A 19,767-nucleotide genomic window follows, 5' to 3' on the forward strand; every position below is an offset into this window, starting at 1 on the left:
AAAAATCTTTATAGTTCTTAAAATTTGATGCTTACTCCAGTGTATACCCCAAAATAGTAGGGTTTAAAATTATTGGCATTGTCATTAAATGCATTAAACTGATATTTAAAAATAGGCTCAAGATTGATTTCGAATTGATCGGATATTTTATAATCGACACCCAGCCCTATATTACCACTAAAACTTACATCATTGAGATTGCTGGCTTCACCTATCGGAGTTTCAAAATCACCAGCTTCTATAGAGATTTTGTTATCCTGTAAGAATAATGTACTTATACCTCCAATCATATTTACTCCAATTTTTTTATCAACCAAAGCATATTTCATTTCAACCGGGACTTCTAAGTAGGCAATACTTTGATTAAGTAATCCAACATTTTGCTTTTGTTCTATCGCATTTCTGTCAAGGTCCGAAAATTCAGACCCGATATCAGTGCTTCTTACGTTTCCGATATCAGAAATCAAAATTGCTCCGGCATTAGAGTTATAGTTCACATTTTCTAGATTTTGACCAACTGCCGATGGAGAAAAACCAACACCTTCTGTATTATAACTAAGATCTACCTTGTTTACTCCAGAACGCACACTAAATCTTTTATTTATAGCATAAGAAACATGCACACCATAACTCATATTTACTTGTCCGTTTTTATTATTGTCTGCAAATTGAGTATCGATTGAAGATCCGCTTCCGATAGAACTATAATATACAGGGGCGACATTAGGCGAAACATTCCATTTTTTGGTTGATGTGGATTCTTCTGCTATTTCTTCTTCCTCGTCTTTATGTATAACATCAAAGATAGATTTCTTACCATTGTCATTTGTGTTCTCAACATCTTCTTCAGGAGTTTTGTTCTTTATATCATTATCAACACTCTTTTCTGTTAAACCTTGAGTATTTGTGTTACTTTTCTCGTTAGGTGTTGCAAAAAGAGGATGTTCTCTTTCCGAAATAGGCTTTTTATTCTGTTGATTAGCAATGGTAGTTTTCTCGATTGTGTTCTCTTGCGTAACAATAGGATCTTCTTTTTGCTTAGAGGAAATTTGTGCTGTGTTATTATTATTTGTTACGGTATGATCTACGATTCGATTTTTAGTTTCAGGATGGGAGACAGGATCTAATTTATTAGTGCTTTTGGGTTGCGAAGGTACTTGCTCCAGAGTTTTAGCAACTGCATTTTCTTTTGTGACAGATGGCTCAAAATAATTATGTTGACCAGCATCATTATCTTGATCAAGATTAGTATTTTTTGTTTTTTGATTAGTGGGGTTGGTTTCTTTTTCTTCTGAAGTGACTATAACATCTTCTATAGGAGGGTTAACCTGTTCGTTAGGTGTCGTTTTTGTATGTTCAATTATATTTTTAGTATCAGAATCGGTGATGGTATCATTTTCTTGTAGATCATTAGTATTAAACGGTAAAGAGCTTATGCCAAATATAAGCGCAATTAATGCTGCAACACCTGCAGCTCTGTACCAAAATGGTATCAGAAAAATTCTTTTTTTGTTTTTATTTTGACGTGCCTTAATTTTTTCCCATACTATTTCATCGGGAATGACTTCAAAATCCTTGAATTTTTCCTGAAATAAACGATCTATATTTTTTTTATCACTCATCTTCGTTCTTCAATTGGTCGAACATAAAGCTCTTGGTTGGTTTGTAATTTTTCTTTTAAAATATTTCTTGCTCTCGCCAGATTAGATTTAGAAGTTCCTACAGATATCTCCAACACCTCTGCAACTTCTTTATGAGAATAACCGTCTAACACATAAAGATTAAATACTAATCGATATCGATCGGGTAGTTGCTGTATAATCTCTAAAAGATAATCCAGCGAAATCTCTTCTTCATCTACTTCAACTTCAACTTCTTCAATCTGTTCCTCATTAATGATATCAAAAACTTTTTGTTTTCGATATTTTTGTAATGCTGTATTAATAGTTACTCGTTTTATCCACCCTTCAAAAGAACCTTGGTTTTTATATTGACCGATTTTATCAAAAATGGTTATAAAAGCATCTTGCAAGGTATCTTCTGCACTCGAAACATCACTAGAATATTTTAAGCAAATCGAAAACAACTTACTACTGTATAATCTATACAATTGTTCTTGCGCCTGAGCATTTTTTTTCTTACACCTTTTTATGAGTTGGTCTAAACCCACTAACAACTATTTTTAGTTTACCCATTTCTAATGCATAAAAACGGGTTTAATTTATAATACAGGTACTTCTACGGTTAAAAATTGATTATCTCCATTTTCGTCTCTTCCTTGCCAGAATCTAAAGATGTAAGAATCTTCATTTCCTACTAAAAAATCAAAAGAAACTTCGACTAAATCTGTCGTTTCTAAATCTTTACAATTACCTTCATTAACTACCAAATTAACCACAGATACCGTTCGTTCATTTCCTAGCCTATCATAATCAAATCCTGCAAAAGAATGGCAATTAGTTGGTCTGTAGTAAGATACAGTAATTGTATATATTTCTTTTCGATTAAACTGGTCGGGCAGTGAAGCTTCCTGTACAGTAGCTAATTCATAAAAGAAACTTGTTCCATTGTCGTCATCAGAACATCCAGTTAAGATAACTACAATAAAAAATGTTAAAACTATTTTTATCCTTCTCATTTTCTTGGGGTTTTGAGAGATCGTATAACCTATCCATTAGGTAGATGCTCTAATGTAGATAAGGTTGCTTTTAAGGTATAAAAAAATCCCGAAGCTTCGGGATTTTAGTGTTTTTATTAAGAAAGTTTTATTCTTTTGCAATTTTTATGGCTTCCTTGATTTTTTGTTCAAGTTCTTCCATAAGTTCTGGATTATCATTAAGTAAAGATTTCACTGCATCTCGTCCTTGTCCTAATTTGGTGTCTTGATAGCTAAACCAGGAACCACTTTTCTTGACAATTTCGTAGTCTACACCAATATCTATAATTTCTCCATTTTTAGAAATACCCTCTCCATACATGATATCAAATTCTGCAGTTCTAAAAGGCGGAGCTACTTTGTTTTTTACTACTTTAACTCGTGTTTTGTTTCCTTGTACTTCACTATTACTATTTTTGATCTGTGTAGAACGACGAATATCTAAACGTACCGAAGCATAAAATTTTAAGGCGTTACCACCAGTAGTCGTTTCAGGATTTCCAAACATTACCCCGATTTTTTCACGAAGCTGATTAATAAAAATTACAGTACAATTGGTTTTGCTAATTGAACTGGTTAATTTTCGAAGCGCCTGAGACATTAATCGTGCATGAAGTCCCATTTTAGAATCCCCCATTTCACCTTCAATTTCACTTTTAGGAGTAAGTGCTGCCACAGAATCAATAACGATAATATCGATAGCTCCAGACCTGATCAGGTTATCAGTAATTTCTAAAGCCTGTTCCCCATGATCTGGTTGAGAAATAATTAAATTATCTATATCTACACCTAATTTTTCTGCATAAAAACGATCAAAAGCATGCTCCGCATCAATAAATGCTGCAATACCCCCGGCTTTTTGTGCCTGTGCAATAGCATGCAAAGTAAGTGTTGTTTTACCAGAAGATTCTGGTCCGTAGATTTCAACGACTCTTCCTCTAGGATACCCACCAACACCTAATGCAAGGTCTAAACCAAGAGAACCTGTAGGAATTACATCTACTTCTTGTACAGAACTGTCACTCATCTTCATTACAGTTCCTTTTCCGTAGGCTTTATCTAATTTATCAAGGGTAAGTTTTAATGCTTTTAATTTTGCGTCTTTCTCTGTACTCATTTGTTGTTCAAATATATCGGGATTTGACATTGATAATAAACTTTTTGCTAAAGTACTATTTCTTTTTGTAGTTGGGATATGGATTCTAAAATCGTTATTAACAACAAATACCTGTATTTTATCTTAAGGTTTGGAGTTTTTAAACCTGTATTAGACATCGATTACATTTTTTTCAAGAATATAGCGCAACCCTTTTGTTTTTATAGCATCTATATAAAAAGCAAACATGAACAAAAGCAGAAGGAAAGAGAGATGAAATTTCTTAAAAAGGTCGTAAGACATAATCTTGATGGCTGCACAATTACTAAAATTAGTAATTGTATAGTAGAAGGTGGCTAGCTTCGTTATTATATTTTTTAATCGTTAAATTATTTAATAACGAATTAGCCCAAAAAAATGCCTTGGAATAAGTTTCAAGGCATTTTTTAAATTCAGAAATTAGAATTTATTGATTTGCATTATCCGAATTATCTGTGTCTCTAGGTTTGCATAATGGAATTGCAGAATAATCGTCACAATTACCGCTTCCGGTAATATACCCACCATTAATGATCTGTTGTTGTCTTTTGTTAAGCACTTTTGCGCCTATTAGGTTTTTAAAACTTTTCATTATAATTTCTTTTAAAGAATTTATATTCCCTGAACATTTAATGACACTCAAGGTTTGTGTCAATCTTTCGCGAAAAGATGAATTACTTCAGATAAAAGTATAGGTTGCGAGTTCCATTTTTCAGGACTGAGATTTTTTTAACAAAAAAATAATATTTTGATAGTAGTGAATATGGAAAAATCCTTTTTTTGTTAAAAACACAAATAAGAGTTTTTGAATATTACTTTATGATTTGTATTTTTGCCGAAATTTATTTCTTTTAACTTAAAACGTAAGTATAGCATGCAACTGTACAACAAATTAAGCGCAAAAGAAAGAGCAGCTCTTATCGATGAAGCCGGTACAGACCGACTTACGCTATCTTTCTACGCATATGCACATATTGGTAATTCACAAATTTTTAGAAATCACCTTTTTATTCATTGGAACGAACTCGAGGTTTTGGGTCGTATTTATGTAGCCAAAGAAGGTATAAATGGGCAATTATCTGTCCCGGCACCTAATTTTGAAGCCTTTAAAAAACACCTGGATAGTATTTCTTTTCTAGAAAACGTGCGCCTCAATATCGCAAGAGAGCAAGACGCAAAATCCTTTTTGAAGCTAAAAGTAAAAATTCGTAAAAAGATTGTAGCCGATGGATTAGATGATAATACATTTGATGTCACCAACAAAGGAGTACATGTTGATGCTTCTGCATTTAATGAACTTATCGAAGATCCTGATACGGTACTGGTCGATATGCGTAATCATTATGAAAGTGAAATAGGCCATTTTAAAGGAGCCGTTACACCCGATGTAGATACGTTTAGAGACTCTTTGGATATTATCGAAGAAGATCTTAAAGATCATAAAGAAGATAAAAAACTTGTAATGTATTGCACCGGGGGTATACGCTGTGAGAAAGCCAGTGCATATTATAAGCATAAAGGATTTAAAAATGTATTTCAATTAGAAGGAGGTATTATAGAATATGCAAGACAAGTCGAAGCTCAGGGTTTAGAAAATAAATTTCTGGGTAAAAACTTTGTATTTGATCATAGAAGAGCAGAGCGTATTTCTGGTGATATAATAGCTAATTGTCATCAATGTGGTACCCCGTGTGATACCCATGTGAATTGCGAAAATGAAGCATGCCACCTATTGTTTATACAATGTGAAAATTGTGCAGCAGAGCTAGAAAGCTGTTGCTCGACAGAATGTATGGAAGTTAATAGATTATCGTTTGAAGAACAAAAAGCACTGCGAAAAGGGAAAGGAAATAGTAATAAGATCTTTAAAAAAGGTCGTTCTGAAGCATTAAAATATAAAAAGTAACACCTAAAAAGGTGAAGATACTATAGCAGATAGTTTTTTTTATCCTCATTTCATAGTATCTTTAACGATTGATACGTTAGAAATGGTAGATTTCTAACTTTAGTAAGAACCATATTTGTTGCGATTATGATCGCAGACAAATTTCAATATAGATAAAAAATATGGGGTGTAACAGTTGTTCCTCCGCAAAAGACGGGCAACCCAAGGGTTGTAAGAATAATGGTACCTGTGGTACAGATGGTTGCAATAAATTAACGGTTTTCGATTGGTTATCCAATATGTCACTTCCTGGTGGATCATTGCCTTTTTCTTATGTTGAAATACGATTTAAGAATGGTAGAAAAAACTTCTTTAAAAATACAGAAAATCTTTCTTTAAGCATTGGAGATGTTGTTGCAACAGAGTCTTCTCCTGGTCATGATGTAGGAATTGTTACTCTTACTGGAGAGTTAGTTCGTATCCAGATGAAAAAAAAGAAAGTAGAACTTGATAATGAAGACATAAAAAAAATATATCGAAAAGCATCTCAAAAAGATATTGATATATGGCAGAAAGCTCGTGACAGAGAAGAAACTATGAAGGTGCGTGCTCGTGAAATCGCAATTAGATTAGAGCTGCAAATGAAAATTTCTGATATCGAATTTCAGGGAGATGGATCTAAAGCTACTTTTTATTACACAGCAGAAGAGCGGGTGGATTTTAGGCAGTTAATAAAAGAGTTTGCACACGAGTTTAATACTCGTATAGAAATGAGACAAGTAGGTTTTAGGCAGGAAGCCGCACGATTAGGGGGTATTGGGTCCTGTGGGCGGGAACTATGTTGTTCTACCTGGCTTACCGATTTTAGATCTGTAAATACTAGTGCAGCTAGGTATCAACAATTATCTTTAAATCCACAAAAACTAGCCGGTCAATGCGGAAAACTAAAATGCTGTCTTAATTATGAATTAGATGCATATATTGATGCACTTAATAATTTTCCTAAAACAGATATAAAGCTTCGAACAGATAAAGGGACTGCTGTATGTCAAAAAATAGATATTTTTAAAGGGTTGTTGTGGTATGCCTATGAAGGCGAATGGATGAATTGGCACAGAATATCTACCGAAGATGTTAATGAAATTATTGCGGCAAACAAGAACAATGAACAAGTAGCAAGCTTAGAAGATTTTGCTTCAGAATTAATAGAAGATACTAAAACAGATTTTGAGAACGTTGTAGGACAAGATAGCTTAACGCGATTTGATCAGCCTAAACGTAGTAAAAGAAGAAATCGTAACAAAAGAAAAAATAAAAACAAGAGATCTTCAGATAAACAAGCGGCAGTTTCAAACAAATCAAAAGAAGGGAATTCTGACAAAACAAATAAATCAAATAATCGAGGTAATAAAAAACGTAGGTCTCGTAATAGGAATAATGATAAAACTTAGGTTTTTTTTAACAGTATGTATTGTAATTGGTATGATTTCCTGCGATGATAAACAGGTTTTCGATACTTATCATACAGTAGCTAATGCATGGGAAATGGATGAGAAAGCGAGTTTTACACTTCCAGAACTCGACACAACACAATCCTATAATTTATTTATAAATATTCGTAACAATAATGAATACAAATACAGCAATTTGTTTTTAATTAGTGAAATGAAATTTCCAAATGGCAAAATACTTACTGATACATTAGAGTATCGTCTTGCAGCTCCTGATGGGAACTGGTTAGGGACTGGTTTTTCTGATCTTAAAGAAAATAAATTGTGGTATAAAGAAAATGTAAGTTTTAAAGAAAAAGGAAATTATACGATAACTATAGAGCATGCCATGAGAAAGAATGGTGAGGTAAATGGGATATCGTCATTAGAAGGAATTACAGATATAGGATTTAGGATAGAAAATGTTCAAAATCCTTAATTAATTATAAAAGATAGAATCTATCTTCCATCATAGATAGACAAAAATATATCATTAAAATACTTTTAGAGAAAGACCAGATAAGGAGGACATCGACAAAAAGGGAAAAAAACCTCTTCTGATCTTTTAAAAAATAGATTTAAATAGCTGAGATATGGCAAAGGCAAAACCCAAATCAACAAAAAAAAGAGCAAAAACTCCTGTGAGTAATACCATAAAATACATAAAAGCATTTTGGATACTATTTGGATCAGGATTGTTTTTAATAGCCTTACTCTTTCTCCTGGCTAGTTGGGGAGTTTATGGAGAAATGCCTAAATTCGAAGAATTAGAAAACCCACAAAATGACTTGGCAACCCAGATTATCTCTTCAGATGGGGTGCAAATAGGAACCTTTTTTAAAGAGAACCGGACTCCTGTAAATTATGAAGATCTACCACAACATTTGGTTGATGCCTTGGTAGCAACAGAAGATGCAAGATATTATGATCACTCTGGGATAGATGCCAGAGGAACATTAAGAGCATTTGTTTTTTTAGGAACCAGAGGTGGGGCAAGTACAATATCACAACAGCTGGCAAAGCAATTATTTACTGGAGGATCAAAGAATAAGATCGAGCGATATTTGCAAAAAATACAAGAATGGGTAATTGCAACTCGTTTAGAAAGACAATATACCAAGAAAGAAATTGTAACGATGTATCTTAATAAATATGATTTTCTTAATCAGGCAATTGGTATAAGTTCTGCATCGAGAATTTATTTCGGAAAGAATCCTAAAGACCTTAATGTAGAAGAAGCAGCTGTATTGGTAGGGATGTTAAAAAATTCATCACTATATAATCCACTTCGTAGACCAGAAATGGTAAAAACAAGAAGAGATGTGGTTCTTAATCAGATGGAGAAATATGAGTACATTACAGAAAAACAAAGAGATAGTTTAAAACAATTACCACTTAAACTGGATTACTCTCCAGAAGGTCATAATGATGGGACTGCGACTTATTTTAGAGAATATGTAAGAAGTTGGATGTCAAAATGGGTAAAAGAAAATCCTAAAGGGGAAAATGCAGAGGGTGATCCCGAATATTTTGATATCTATAGAGATGGGTTACGAATTAATGTAACTATAGATTCTCGTATGCAAAAATATGCCGAGGAAGCGGTGCAAGAACATATGGCTAATCTTCAGAAAGAATTTGATAAACAAGAAAAAGATAATAAAACTACCCCTTTTAGAGATTTAACAGAAACTGAAGTAGAAAGAATACTGAATCGAAGTATTAAATCGTCTGCCAGATGGGACAAGATGCTTAGCCAGGGCAAAAGTGAAAAAGAAATAAGAAAATCTTTTGATGAAAAGGCAGAGATGAGCATATTTAGTTGGAAAGGAGCAATAGATACAATAATGACTCCTAAAGATTCTATCTTATATTATAAAAAGTTTTTACGCTCGGGATTAATGTCTATGGAACCACAAACCGGGCATGTCAAAGCTTGGGTGGGAGGAGTTAATTATAAGCATTTTCAATATGATCATGTATATCAGGGAGCACGACAAGTAGGATCTACGTTTAAACCTTTTGTGTATGCAACTGCAATCGACCAACTTAAACTCTCACCTTGTGATACCATACCAAAATCGCAAATAACAATTCCTCCAGGTTCTCATGGTGTCATTGATAAAGGATGGACACCAAAAAATAGTGATGCAGACTATACAGGGTATATGAGTCTTAAAGAAGCGTTAGCCAAATCTGTGAATACAATTTCTGCACGTTTAATGGATAGAATTGGGCCAGAGCCTATTGTTCGTCTTGCAAAGAAAATGGGAGTAGAATCAGATATTCTTGAAGTAGCTTCTATAGCATTAGGATCTGTAGATTTGAAATTGTCAGAAATGGTAGGAGCATATAGTACATTTGCTAACCAGGGGATATATACCAAACCGGTAACCATTACTAGTATTGAAGATAAAAATGGAACTGTTTTATACCAATTTGTTCCCGAAACACGTGATGTGATTAGTAAAGAAGCCGCTTATGTTACTATTAATCTAATGGAAGGTGTTACCCAATCTGGTTCTGGAGTGCGTTTACGTACAGGACCTTCATCTAGATATGATATAAAAAATGTAGTCACTGGTCACCCATATAAATTTACAAACCCTATAGCGGGTAAAACAGGAACAACACAAAATCAAAGTGATGGTTGGTTTATGGGTATCGTTCCTAACCTTTGTACAGGAGTTTGGGTTGGAGGAGATGATAGAGCTACACATTTTAGAACAACTACCTTTGGGCAGGGAGCTACAATGGCATTGCCAGTTTGGGCATTATTTATGAAAAAATGCTATGGAGATAAAACATTAAAAATTTCTACAAAAGCTTTTCCTAAGCCAGAAAACTTAACGATTGAAGTAGATTGTAAAGCTTTTAAGAGAAATAGTGTGCAGGGCGAGAACATAGAAGAATTTAGCCTTTAAAAGAGCTTTGTCTGTTAATTAGAAAAATCTTAAAACTATCTAATTTCAAAAGATGAGATACTGTTTTTTTTAGTACTTTTAGTCTGCTAAAATTAGAACACTATGATTCGTAAAACGGTACCCAATGTTACCGAAGCTTTGGTTGGTATCAAAGATGATATGACCTTTATGCTTGGAGGGTTTGGCCTATGTGGCATTCCCGAAAATACTATTACAGAGCTTGTAAAATCAAATATCAAAGGTCTTACCTGTATATCCAATAACGCAGGAGTTGATGATTTTGGATTAGGGCTTCTACTTCAAAAGAAACAAATCAAAAAAATGATCTCTTCTTATGTGGGAGAAAATGATGAATTCGAGCGTCAAATGCTTAGTGGCGAATTGGATGTAGAACTTATCCCACAAGGAACGTTGGCAGAAAGATGTCGTGCGGCACAGGGAGGTTTTCCTGCAATTTATACTCCGGCAGGTTACGGTACCGAAGTAGCCGAAGGAAAAGAAACTCGAGAATTTAATGGCAAAATGTATGTGTTAGAACACGCATTTAAAGCCGATTTTGCATTTGTAAAAGCCTGGAAAGGGGATGAAGCTGGGAATTTGATCTTTAAAGGAACGGCAAGAAACTTTAACCCTTGTATGTGTGGTGCTGCAAAAATAACAGTGGCCGAGGTAGAAGAATTAGTTCCCGCAGGAACCCTAAACCCTGATCATATACATATTCCGGGTATATTTGTTCAACGAATTTTTCAAGGACAAGATTATGAAAAAAGAATCGAACAACGCACTGTTCGTAAAAAAGAAGAAGTTTAATGTTTTTTGATAGACGTAATTTTTTTATAGTCTATTGAAAAAAGAGTATACCACTTCAAATAATAGTATTTGTTTTTAAAACCTTAAACACACACAAATCATGGCTGCATTAAGATTAGGAGATGAAGCACCAAACTTCATTGCACAAACTACAGAAGGAGAAATAGATTTTCATAATTGGTTGGGAGAAGACTGGGGAATTTTATTTTCACATCCGGCAGATTATACCCCTGTTTGTACTACAGAATTAGGTACAGTATCAAAATACACAAATGAATTTAATAAACGCAATGTAAAAGTTGCTGCATTGAGTGTAGATGGCTTAGAATCTCATCACGGGTGGATTAAAGATATTAATGAAACACAAGACACAACAGTTAATTTTCCTATCATCGCCGATGAGGATAGAAAGGTATCAGAATTATATGATATGATTCATCCCAATGCAGATAGTCAACTAACAGTACGTTCTGTTTTTGTAATAGCACCAGATAAAAAGATCAAACTTACAATAACATATCCAGCTTCTACAGGAAGAAATTTTGATGAGTTATTACGCGTTATTGATTCGCTTCAGTTAACGGCATACCATAAAGTAGCTACACCAGCAAATTGGAACCCTGGAGAAGATTGCGTTATTGTACCCTCTGTAGCTAATGAAGAAATAGCCGAATTATTCCCAAAAGGGTATAAAGAGATAAAACCATATTTAAGGATGACACCTCAGCCTAATTTAAATTAGTAAGTATGAAATTAGAGTTTACATGCTCTCAATGTAAGATTCAAAATAAATTTAAACCAGTAACAGCAACCAGAGGCGAATTACAAATGAAAATTGGTGATGAAGTACAGGTTACATGCAAGTATTGTAATAAAGAAGATAAAAAACATATCAATAGAATAGATGCGGTTGTTGATAATAGAAAAATACTCTTTGCACTTATGATAAGTGGAGTAGTTGCTATTGTTCTTTTAAGTTTTTATGGTCTTATAGCTTTGGCTGTGATCTCTATACCATTATTAATATGGATTCAGGAAAGTAAGTCAACCAATCATTTTAATTCATATAAGATTAGAAGAAAATAATTATGTTAGATAAAAACGGAATTGCAAAGCGTATTGCTAAAGAACTACAGGACGGGTATTTTGTAAACTTGGGAATAGGTATACCTACATTGGTTGCCAATTATATCCCGCAAGGTATAGAAGTAGAGTTTCAAAGCGAAAACGGAGTCCTAGGAATGGGACCTTTTCCTTTTGAAGGAGAAGAAGATGCAGATATTATAAATGCAGGAAAACAAACTATTACCACAATGCCGGGAGCATCGTTTTTTGATTCTGCAATGAGTTTTGGGATGATTCGAGGACAACACGTTGATTTAACAATTTTAGGAGCAATGGAAGTTTCTGAAGAAGGAGATATAGCAAACTGGAAGATCCCAGGTAAAATGGTAAAAGGAATGGGAGGAGCAATGGATCTGGTAGCAAGTGCAGAGAATATTATTGTGGCCATGATGCATACCAATAAAGCAGGAGCGTCTAAATTGCTGAAAAAATGTTCACTTCCGCTTACAGGAGTTAGTTGTGTAAAAAAAATAGTTACAAATCTGGCTTTTCTGGAAATCACCGATAAAGGTTTTAAACTTTTAGAAAGGGCACCTGGAGTATCTGTAGAAGAAATTAAGAATGCCACAGAAGGAAACCTCATAATTGAAGGTGATATTCCTGAAATGATATTAGATTGATCTAAATCTAATTCTAGGAATATGGTAACGAATAATAATTAGGTCTCTACGAATAATAAATCAATAAAAGAGTCGTTTAGGTATAACAGGATCCAATTATCTTGTTTTTGAAAGAAAAATACTACACTTTCAAGTGGATTCCTATACCCTTAAACCTTTGCTTTACCCTTTAAAAACCAATAATATGCATTTAAATGTTAAAATTTTGCGTATTTAGTCGATTTTTTTGTGTATTTAAACGTTATTGTTGAAAATATTTTGCATATTAGTGTCCCGATAAAAAATAGTGTCCCCTATATATATTATTTTTTATAAGGATTAAAAAAATTATTAACCCACACAAGTTTCCCCTATTATGAAAAAACGTATAAATCGTCTACAGAAATCGATCAAACCTACAATAGAATTGATTTCAAACTGTGTTTATGTAGCGAAAAAAGTATTTTTGTTGATGTGATTTTTTGTTGTTAATTAATCGCAACCTCCCCAAGTCGCGATGAATGAAACCTGTTAGCCTGTATAAGTTTAACAGGTTTTTTTTATGTCCTTTTCAGACCTCACAGGTCTCCAAGACCTGTGAGGTCTATTTTTTTAATTAGGGTTAGGGTCGATGTTTAATGCAACTTTTAGAGTAGCTTTCTTTTTGAAACCTATTTTCCCTGCGGAATCGCATGTATTAGTTTTTTGGTATAATCTCTTTTTGGGTTTTCATAAATCAAATCTGCATCCCCTTGCTCTTCTATTTTACCTTTATTCATAACCAATAGCTGATCAGACATATATTTTACGACAGCCAGATCATGTGATATGAAGATGTAGGTAAAACCAAAATTGCTTTTTAACTCATTTAATAAATTAAGCACTTGTGCTTGTACAGAAATATCTAATGCACTTACAGATTCATCACAGATAATAAGTTTTGGTTGTAATGCTATAGTACGCGCAATCCCGATACGTTGTCGTTGTCCACCACTAAACTCGTGCGGGTAACGGTTAAAATGTTCCTCAGTTAGGCTTACTCGCTCTAGTAATTCTATGACCTTTTGCTTTCGTTCTTTGTCATTGTTATATAAATTATGCGCCTGCATAGGTTCCATAATTGCTTTCCCTACAGTTAATCTTGGATTGAGTGATGCAAAAGGATCCTGAAATATCAACTGAATTTCTTTTCGAAGACTTCGTATCTCAGAAGAAGATAATTGTGTGATATCTTGTCCTTTATATATAACCTTACCTCTATTGGCTTTATCTAATTGTAAAATGGTATTTCCTAAAGTAGATTTACCACAACCCGATTCTCCTACGAGCCCCAAAGTCTCACCTTCATAGAGCTTAAAACTCACATCATCTACAGCTTTAAATTCTGCTTTTCCAAATAAACCAACCTTAGAAAAATAACTTTTTTCTACGTTTATAACTTCTAGTAGGGGTGATTGACTATACAAATTTTGATGATGCTGTTGTCGCTGTTCTTTGGTAATGATTTCCTTTTTTTGATCCGTATCCTCGAAAAAATCCGCAATAGTTGGTAGTTTTTGATATCTAACATTCATTGGGGGTCTTGCATTAATTAATGCTTTGGTGTATTCTTTTTGAGGATTGTGAAAAATGGTATCTGTTGTTCCGTATTCTATCATCTTTCCTTGATACATAACCAAAACATGATCTGCAACTTCTGAAACCAGTGAGAGGTCATGAGAAATAAATAAAATACTCATTTTATATTCTTCCTGCAGGCTTTTTAGCAAACCAATAATTTCTTTTTGTACTGTTACATCAAGTGCCGTCGTAGGTTCATCTGCAATAAGAAGCTTTGGTTTACAAGCAATAGCCATAGCAATCACGATACGTTGTTTTTGGCCTCCGCTTAATTGATGAGGATATGATTTGTATGCCCGATCAGGTTCAGGAAGTTTTACTTTTTCGAATAAAGAAAGTACTTCTACTTTTATTTCTGCTTTAGACAGTGATGTGTGCTGAAATAAGATTTCTTCAACTTGTTTCCCACATTTCATAGAAGGATTTAAAGAACTCATAGGTTCCTGAAAAATCATAGCGATCTCATTACCACGAATCGCCCTATATTCTTTTTCATTACAACTTAATAAAGAAATACCATCATAGATAATATTTCCTTTAGTGATTTTAGAAATTTTATTAGGCAGTAGTCCCAGGATAGCTAATGAAGCTACAGATTTACCACTCCCTGATTCTCCTACAACTCCTAATATTTCATTTTTATGAATGTCGAAAGAGATGTCGTAGAGTACTTGATTTTCTTTTTCTTCTGATAAAAAAGAGACACAAAGATTTTGTACAGAAAGCAGTGTAGTAGTATTCATAACTTAAGCGTTAGGTAAATTTAGGGAATTCAACGCGTTCACAGATTTTTTTTTACAACTATTTTGGTGTGATATTTGTTATCTTTATCCGTCAAAGTATATTATGAGGCTACTAAAACTTTCTCTTCGTACACGAATTTTTATCTCTATGACTATATTGGTATTGTTGGCCTCTATTTTGATTGCAGCCGTTACGATCTATCAATATAAGGAGGAAGCAGAAGAATATCATCAAGGCCGATTAGAACGAAAAGAAGAACGAATTCAAATCACAATTAATAATGTATTAAAAAGGACAACTTATCCTGTAAGTAAGGAAAATATAGCATTAATTTTTAGAGAAAAAGATCGCATTTATCAAATTTCTGAAGAACATTCTATGCCTATTAATATTTATGGGCTTACGGGAAAATTATTAGTTAAATCAGAAGGTGGATTTGCAAAAGATACTACCGATATCCAAATTAATCCTATTATTTTAGATACATTGGCTTCGCTTTATAATAAGAAGTATTTGGTAAAATCTGAAAAAAATGGAGAACGATTTTTAACATCCTATACCTATATTACAGATGTTAAATCAAAACCTTTAGGGATTCTACATTTACCATATCTTGAAGATGATGATTTAATCACAAGAGAATTATTAGAGTTTTTGAAACGTCTGGGGCAGGTGTATTTACTAATGCTTTTAGTGGCAATTGTTTTGGCTTACTTTTTGTCAAAGTATATTACCAGATCCTTAAAGACAATTTCTGAAACGATAGACCAGACCCGATTAGATAAGCGAAATAAACGAATAGATATTGGTGATGCCAGTGAAGAAATTTATTCATTGGTAAATGCCTATAATAGTATGATCGATGAACTTGAACAAAGTGCTGCAATGCTTGCCAAAAGCGAGCGAGAGGCAGCATGGAGGGAAATGGCAAAACAGGTAGCGCACGAAATTAAAAACCCATTAACACCAATGCGATTAACAGTGCAGAGTTTTCAACGTAAATTTGATCCCAATGACCCTAAAATTCATCAAAAAGTTCAGGAATATAGCGATACTTTGATCCAGCAAATCGATACGATGAGTTCTATCGCTTCGGCATTTTCAAACTTTGCACAGATGCCTGCACAAAAAAGTGAGACCCTGGATGTGGTAAAGATCATAGGGCTGGCATTGGATATTTTTAACGAGGACTATATTATTTTTCCTTCAGAAAAAGAAAAAATCATTGCTAAGTTTGATAGAACACAATTGATACGAGTAGTCACCAATTTAGTGAAAAACGGTATACAGGCAATTCCCGAAGATCGTATCCCTAAAATTATTGTAGATGTATTCTCAGAGAATGGAGAAGTTCTTATTACAGTTGCTGATAATGGAATTGGGATAACCGAAGAAAATACTAAGAAGGTTTTCGAACCTAAATTCACAACCAAAACCAGTGGTATGGGACTTGGATTAGGAATGGTAAAAAATATTGTGGAAACCTATAATGGAAGTATTACCTTTACATCAAAAGAAGGAAAAGGCACTGTTTTTAAAGTTAAATTCCCAAAAGAATAGTAAACCTTACTTCGATGATTATTCAATATTATATATCGCTATGAAAGAGTATAAATTAGAGTCTTTGATCTATTATTCGAAATTGACTTTAGACAAAGAACATATTTTAAAATCTTCTTCCCAAGATATACAGATGAAGTTAGATGAGTATGGAAAGAACGGATGGAGATTAGTATCTACCGATGTAGAGGATTTTGGAATGGGAATGTATTTTTATCTGTATTTTGAAAGAGATTTAAAACAATAAAGAAGACATAAACAAACAACATAAATTACAATGTATAATAATATTCTAACATCTCAGGATAACGGGGTTACTACGATTACGATCAATCGTCCATCAAAATTAAATGCTCTTAATAAAGAAACTATTCAGGAATTACATGCGGCTTTTAGAGTTGCTAATCTCGATACAGATACTAAAGTTATTATCATTACCGGAAGTGGCGAAAAAGCATTTGTTGCAGGTGCAGATATTAGTGAATTTGCAGATTTTTCGGTATCAGAAGGAGGGAACCTGGCTACAAAAGGACAAGAGCTGCTTTTTGATTTTGTTGCTAATCTTTCTACACCAGTAATTGCTGCCGTAAATGGATTTGCTTTGGGTGGTGGTTTAGAATTAGCTATGGCGGCGCATTTTAGAATTGCTAGTGATAATGCAAAAATGGGATTACCAGAAGTTTCTTTAGGAGTAATACCTGGTTATGGTGGTACACAGCGTTTACCACAGTTAGTTGGTAAAGGCAGAGCTATGGAAATGATAATGACCGCAGGAATGATCGATGCTAATCATGCATTGCAATACGGGCTGGTAAATTATGTAACCGCTCAGGACGAATTAATACCATTAGCAGAAAAGTTAGCGGGAAAAATTATGAGAAACTCATCTGTAGCGATTGGTGCAGCCATCAAAGCTATAAATTCTGGGTATGAAGATGGTGTAAATGGATATAAAACAGAGATTCAACAATTCGGAAACTGTTTTGGTACCGAAGATTTTAAAGAAGGAACTACAGCATTTTTAGAGAAACGTAGAGCTGATTTCCCGGGAAAGTAAATTAGATATTAATAAAAAGGATAAAGACTTCATGGGTATATCCCATGAAGTCTTTTTTTTACCTAATATAATACATTTTTCTACCTGTAGAAATTCATCTCATCAATATATTCCCATACAGTATGTGGAAGTAAAGGTCTTACATTTTTATTTGTCGCAATAGCTTTTCGAATAAACGTCGAGGAGATTTCCATAATAGGAGCATCAATTCGATGTATTTTGGGATGATCTTTAAATTGAGATGCTACAATTCCTTCAGCAATTCTTGGATACACATAGATGTTATGGTTTTCGAGAATAACCTCATGGTTTTTCCATTTATGAAAATTCTTCAAATTATCCTCTCCCATAATAAGATGAAATTGATCCTTCGGGTATTTTTCCTGTACGTATGCAAGTGTATGCACAGTATAATTGGGTTGTGGTAGTTTAAATTCTACATCACTAGGTTTTAATTTAGGATACGATTGTGTAGCGCGATATACCATCTCATAGCGATGATGGTTATCTAGTAGCGAACTTTTCTTCTTATGAGGATTATGAGGAGTTACTACCATCCATAACTCATCAAGATCAGAGAACTCAGCCATATGATTGGCGATTGCTAAATGACCGATGTGAATGGGATTAAACGTCCCAAAATACAATCCGATTTTTTTCATGGAAAATTTATTTTTCCATTTCCACGAAGGTGGAAATCTTATTTTAATTCTTTTAAAAGAAACTTTTTAACCAATTGATATACTTCGTTTTTAGCTTTTTCTAGATCATCATTCGTTATGATAGCGTCAAACTGAGGAGCAGTAGCCATTTCGGTAGAGGCTTTGGCAACTCTCATATTGATTTTATCTTCGGATTCGGTTTTACGTTTCTTCAAACGAATTTTGAGTTCTTCAATACTAGGTGGTTTTACAAAAATTGCCAATGTACGATCTGGATATATGCTTTTAATATCCAAGCCACCCACAACATCGATATCAAAAATCACATGTTTACCGTTATCCCAAAGTCGTTGTATTTCGGTTTTTAATGTTCCATAAAAATTATCCCGATATACCTCTTCCCATTCTAGAAATTCTTCGGCTTTAATCTTGTCTTTAAACTCTCTTAATGATAAAAAATAATAATCTTTTCCATGAACTTCTCCTCCTCGAGGCTGTCGAGAAGCTGCAGAAATAGAAAATCCGAGATTTAATTCTTCTTGATTAAGCAAGTATTTAACTAAAGTAGTTTTTCCACTTCCAGAAGGTGCCGAAAGTACAATAAGTTTACCTTGGTTCATTTACAACACGTTTAGTAATTGTTCTTTAATTTTTTCGAGCTCATCTTTCATCTGAACTACTAGTTGTTGCATAGGGGCATAATTAGATTTACTGCCAATGGTATTAATTTCACGACCTATTTCCTGAGTAATAAAACCAAGTTTCTTTCCATTAGAATCCGAAGAATTTAATGTAGTAGTAAAATACTCTAAATGATTTGCCAATCGAACTTTTTCTTCTGTAATATCAAATTTCTCAAGATAATAAATCAACTCCTGTTCAAAACGATTTTGATCGACCTCTTCTTTTAAATCAGATACAGCTTTATGTAGTCGTTCTCTAACCGCTTCCATACGTTCAGGATCCATTTGTATAACTTTATCAAGGAGTTCGCTTATATTTTTAACACGAATATTGAAGTCTTTTTCTAATGCTTTTCCTTCATCGATTCTATAATTTTCTATCGCTGTTAACGCTTTGGTAAGTTCATCTTTTATAGCATTAAATTCTTGCTCATCGATTTGTTCACGTTCTGTTTTTAAAGCATCAGGCATACGAACGGCCATTTTTAATAACTCTATAGTATCACCTTCGTGCACATTTGATAATTGTCTGATGTATTCTTTTACAATAGCTTCATTAACCTTGTTTGAAGTTTCTTCTCCTGTTGCTTCAACATATAATCCAAAATCAACCTTACCTCTTGCTAGTTTTTTTGCAATAGTATTTCGCATTTGAAGCTCCTTTTCACGGTATTGTGAAGGGATCCTTGCATTAAGGTCTAAGTTTTTACTATTAAGTGATTTAACCTCAATCGTTATTTTTTTTGTAGGTAGCTGCAGGATAGACTTCCCGAAGCCTGTCATAGATTTGATCATAGAATTATGCTAAAAGTTGCAC

At 33.7% G+C, this 19,767-nt stretch carries 20 protein-coding genes; 11 read left to right on the plus strand and 9 right to left on the minus strand.

What is annotated here, in order from left to right:
• Positions 1-17: 17 nt before the first annotated feature.
• The 5 genes from NNH57_RS18255 to NNH57_RS18275 form a co-directional block, all read right to left on the minus strand.
• Positions 18-1,622 (minus strand): outer membrane beta-barrel protein, encoded by a 1,605-nt coding sequence (locus tag NNH57_RS18255; RefSeq protein WP_108808114.1) that lies wholly within the window; start codon positions 1,620-1,622, stop codon positions 18-20.
• Positions 1,619-2,170, minus strand: coding sequence for an RNA polymerase sigma factor (locus tag NNH57_RS18260; RefSeq protein WP_108808237.1), 552 nt, complete (start codon positions 2,168-2,170; stop codon positions 1,619-1,621). The genes NNH57_RS18255 and NNH57_RS18260 overlap by 4 nt, the downstream gene beginning before the upstream one ends.
• A gap of 51 nt (positions 2,171-2,221) precedes the next feature.
• Entirely contained in the window at positions 2,222-2,638 is a 417-nt protein-coding gene (locus NNH57_RS18265) for a lipoprotein (protein WP_108808113.1), read from the minus strand.
• A gap of 127 nt (positions 2,639-2,765) precedes the next feature.
• Positions 2,766-3,773, minus strand: coding sequence for a recombinase RecA (gene recA, locus NNH57_RS18270; protein ID WP_101450835.1), 1,008 nt, complete (start codon positions 3,771-3,773; stop codon positions 2,766-2,768).
• Positions 3,774-4,218: 445 nt separating this feature from the next.
• Entirely contained in the window at positions 4,219-4,383 is a 165-nt protein-coding gene (locus tag NNH57_RS18275) for a hypothetical protein (RefSeq protein WP_159099241.1), read from the minus strand.
• 282 nt (positions 4,384-4,665) lie between these two features.
• On the opposite strand from NNH57_RS18275, the gene trhO reads away from it, so the two are divergent.
• The 8 genes from trhO (at position 4,666) to NNH57_RS18315 (ending at position 12,645) form a co-directional block, all read left to right on the plus strand.
• Positions 4,666-5,697, plus strand: a complete 1,032-nt coding sequence (gene trhO, locus NNH57_RS18280) for an oxygen-dependent tRNA uridine(34) hydroxylase TrhO (protein ID WP_108808111.1) — start codon at positions 4,666-4,668, stop codon at positions 5,695-5,697.
• A gap of 161 nt (positions 5,698-5,858) precedes the next feature.
• Positions 5,859-7,127, plus strand: coding sequence for a PSP1 domain-containing protein (locus NNH57_RS18285; RefSeq protein WP_074405689.1), 1,269 nt, complete (start codon positions 5,859-5,861; stop codon positions 7,125-7,127).
• Positions 7,114-7,605, plus strand: coding sequence for a gliding motility lipoprotein GldH (locus NNH57_RS18290; protein WP_074405688.1), 492 nt, complete (start codon positions 7,114-7,116; stop codon positions 7,603-7,605). The genes NNH57_RS18285 and NNH57_RS18290 overlap by 14 nt, the downstream gene beginning before the upstream one ends.
• Before the next feature lie 154 nt (positions 7,606-7,759).
• On the plus strand, positions 7,760-10,090 hold the full coding sequence (locus NNH57_RS18295) for a penicillin-binding protein 1A (RefSeq protein WP_108808110.1): 2,331 nt from the start codon (positions 7,760-7,762) through the stop codon (positions 10,088-10,090).
• A gap of 102 nt (positions 10,091-10,192) precedes the next feature.
• Positions 10,193-10,900 carry a CoA transferase subunit A gene (locus tag NNH57_RS18300; protein WP_074405686.1) on the plus strand — a complete coding sequence of 236 codons (708 nt, stop codon included), beginning with the start codon at positions 10,193-10,195 and terminating at the stop codon, positions 10,898-10,900.
• Positions 10,901-11,000: 100 nt separating this feature from the next.
• On the plus strand, positions 11,001-11,642 hold the full coding sequence (locus NNH57_RS18305; protein WP_074405685.1) for a peroxiredoxin: 642 nt from the start codon (positions 11,001-11,003) through the stop codon (positions 11,640-11,642).
• 5 nt (positions 11,643-11,647) lie between these two features.
• The gene (locus NNH57_RS18310) at positions 11,648-11,986 is read left to right on the plus strand and encodes a hypothetical protein (protein WP_108808109.1); all 339 of its coding nucleotides are present in this window, start codon (positions 11,648-11,650) and stop codon (positions 11,984-11,986) included.
• A 2-nt stretch (positions 11,987-11,988) separates the two neighbouring features.
• Positions 11,989-12,645 (plus strand): CoA transferase subunit B, encoded by a 657-nt coding sequence (locus NNH57_RS18315; protein ID WP_025665255.1) that lies wholly within the window; start codon positions 11,989-11,991, stop codon positions 12,643-12,645.
• A 650-nt stretch (positions 12,646-13,295) separates the two neighbouring features.
• Here NNH57_RS18315 and NNH57_RS18320 read toward each other — a convergent pair.
• Positions 13,296-14,987: an ABC transporter ATP-binding protein gene (locus NNH57_RS18320; RefSeq protein WP_108808108.1), complete on the minus strand. Its 1,692-nt coding sequence runs from the start codon at positions 14,985-14,987 to the stop codon at positions 13,296-13,298.
• 103 nt (positions 14,988-15,090) lie between these two features.
• On the opposite strand from NNH57_RS18320, the gene NNH57_RS18325 reads away from it, so the two are divergent.
• Genes NNH57_RS18325 through NNH57_RS18335 form a run of 3 tightly spaced genes read left to right on the plus strand, consistent with a single transcriptional unit; the run spans position 15,091 to position 17,605 of the window.
• Complete coding sequence (locus NNH57_RS18325) at positions 15,091-16,548, plus strand: sensor histidine kinase (RefSeq protein ID WP_074405682.1); 1,458 nt, start codon at positions 15,091-15,093, stop codon at positions 16,546-16,548.
• Positions 16,549-16,588: 40 nt separating this feature from the next.
• A complete protein-coding gene (locus NNH57_RS18330; RefSeq protein WP_108808107.1) occupies positions 16,589-16,795 on the plus strand; it encodes a DUF4177 domain-containing protein in 207 nt (68 codons plus the stop codon).
• A 30-nt stretch (positions 16,796-16,825) separates the two neighbouring features.
• The gene (locus NNH57_RS18335; protein WP_074405680.1) at positions 16,826-17,605 is read left to right on the plus strand and encodes an enoyl-CoA hydratase/isomerase family protein; all 780 of its coding nucleotides are present in this window, start codon (positions 16,826-16,828) and stop codon (positions 17,603-17,605) included.
• 80 nt (positions 17,606-17,685) lie between these two features.
• Here the strand turns inward: NNH57_RS18335 and nadD are convergent, their stop codons facing one another.
• Genes nadD through NNH57_RS18350 form a run of 3 tightly spaced genes read right to left on the minus strand, consistent with a single transcriptional unit; the run spans position 17,686 to position 19,745 of the window.
• A complete protein-coding gene (gene nadD / locus NNH57_RS18340) occupies positions 17,686-18,267 on the minus strand; it encodes a nicotinate (nicotinamide) nucleotide adenylyltransferase (protein ID WP_074405679.1) in 582 nt (193 codons plus the stop codon).
• Positions 18,268-18,305: 38 nt separating this feature from the next.
• Complete coding sequence (gene gmk, locus NNH57_RS18345) at positions 18,306-18,887, minus strand: guanylate kinase (protein ID WP_074405678.1); 582 nt, start codon at positions 18,885-18,887, stop codon at positions 18,306-18,308.
• The gene (locus NNH57_RS18350; protein ID WP_074405677.1) at positions 18,888-19,745 is read right to left on the minus strand and encodes a YicC/YloC family endoribonuclease; all 858 of its coding nucleotides are present in this window, start codon (positions 19,743-19,745) and stop codon (positions 18,888-18,890) included.
• Positions 19,746-19,767 lie beyond the last annotated feature (22 nt).

The sequence above is a fragment of the Aquimarina spinulae genome (assembly GCF_943373825.1).
Taxonomy (GTDB): Bacteria; Bacteroidota; Bacteroidia; order Flavobacteriales; family Flavobacteriaceae; genus Aquimarina; species Aquimarina spinulae.

What these genes read in the sequence shown, in the direction of transcription:
- NNH57_RS18255 (WP_108808114.1), bottom strand. Translation starts at nt 1,622, where the DNA reads ATGAGTGATAAAAAAAATATAGATCGTTTATTTCAGGAAAAATTCAAG.
- NNH57_RS18265 (WP_108808113.1), bottom strand. Translation starts at nt 2,638, where the DNA reads ATGAGAAGGATAAAAATAGTTTTAACATTTTTTATTGTAGTTATCTTA.
- recA (WP_101450835.1), bottom strand. Translation starts at nt 3,773, where the DNA reads ATGAGTACAGAGAAAGACGCAAAATTAAAAGCATTAAAACTTACCCTT.
- NNH57_RS18275 (WP_159099241.1), bottom strand. Translation starts at nt 4,383, where the DNA reads ATGAAAAGTTTTAAAAACCTAATAGGCGCAAAAGTGCTTAACAAAAGA.
- trhO (WP_108808111.1), top strand. Translation starts at nt 4,666, where the DNA reads ATGCAACTGTACAACAAATTAAGCGCAAAAGAAAGAGCAGCTCTTATC.
- NNH57_RS18285 (WP_074405689.1), top strand. Translation starts at nt 5,859, where the DNA reads ATGGGGTGTAACAGTTGTTCCTCCGCAAAAGACGGGCAACCCAAGGGT.
- NNH57_RS18290 (WP_074405688.1), top strand. Translation starts at nt 7,114, where the DNA reads ATGATAAAACTTAGGTTTTTTTTAACAGTATGTATTGTAATTGGTATG.
- NNH57_RS18295 (WP_108808110.1), top strand. Translation starts at nt 7,760, where the DNA reads ATGGCAAAGGCAAAACCCAAATCAACAAAAAAAAGAGCAAAAACTCCT.
- NNH57_RS18300 (WP_074405686.1), top strand. Translation starts at nt 10,193, where the DNA reads ATGATTCGTAAAACGGTACCCAATGTTACCGAAGCTTTGGTTGGTATC.
- NNH57_RS18305 (WP_074405685.1), top strand. Translation starts at nt 11,001, where the DNA reads ATGGCTGCATTAAGATTAGGAGATGAAGCACCAAACTTCATTGCACAA.
- NNH57_RS18310 (WP_108808109.1), top strand. Translation starts at nt 11,648, where the DNA reads ATGAAATTAGAGTTTACATGCTCTCAATGTAAGATTCAAAATAAATTT.
- NNH57_RS18315 (WP_025665255.1), top strand. Translation starts at nt 11,989, where the DNA reads ATGTTAGATAAAAACGGAATTGCAAAGCGTATTGCTAAAGAACTACAG.
- NNH57_RS18320 (WP_108808108.1), bottom strand. Translation starts at nt 14,987, where the DNA reads ATGAATACTACTACACTGCTTTCTGTACAAAATCTTTGTGTCTCTTTT.
- NNH57_RS18325 (WP_074405682.1), top strand. Translation starts at nt 15,091, where the DNA reads ATGAGGCTACTAAAACTTTCTCTTCGTACACGAATTTTTATCTCTATG.
- NNH57_RS18330 (WP_108808107.1), top strand. Translation starts at nt 16,589, where the DNA reads ATGAAAGAGTATAAATTAGAGTCTTTGATCTATTATTCGAAATTGACT.
- NNH57_RS18335 (WP_074405680.1), top strand. Translation starts at nt 16,826, where the DNA reads ATGTATAATAATATTCTAACATCTCAGGATAACGGGGTTACTACGATT.
- nadD (WP_074405679.1), bottom strand. Translation starts at nt 18,267, where the DNA reads ATGAAAAAAATCGGATTGTATTTTGGGACGTTTAATCCCATTCACATC.
- gmk (WP_074405678.1), bottom strand. Translation starts at nt 18,887, where the DNA reads ATGAACCAAGGTAAACTTATTGTACTTTCGGCACCTTCTGGAAGTGGA.
- NNH57_RS18350 (WP_074405677.1), bottom strand. Translation starts at nt 19,745, where the DNA reads ATGATCAAATCTATGACAGGCTTCGGGAAGTCTATCCTGCAGCTACCT.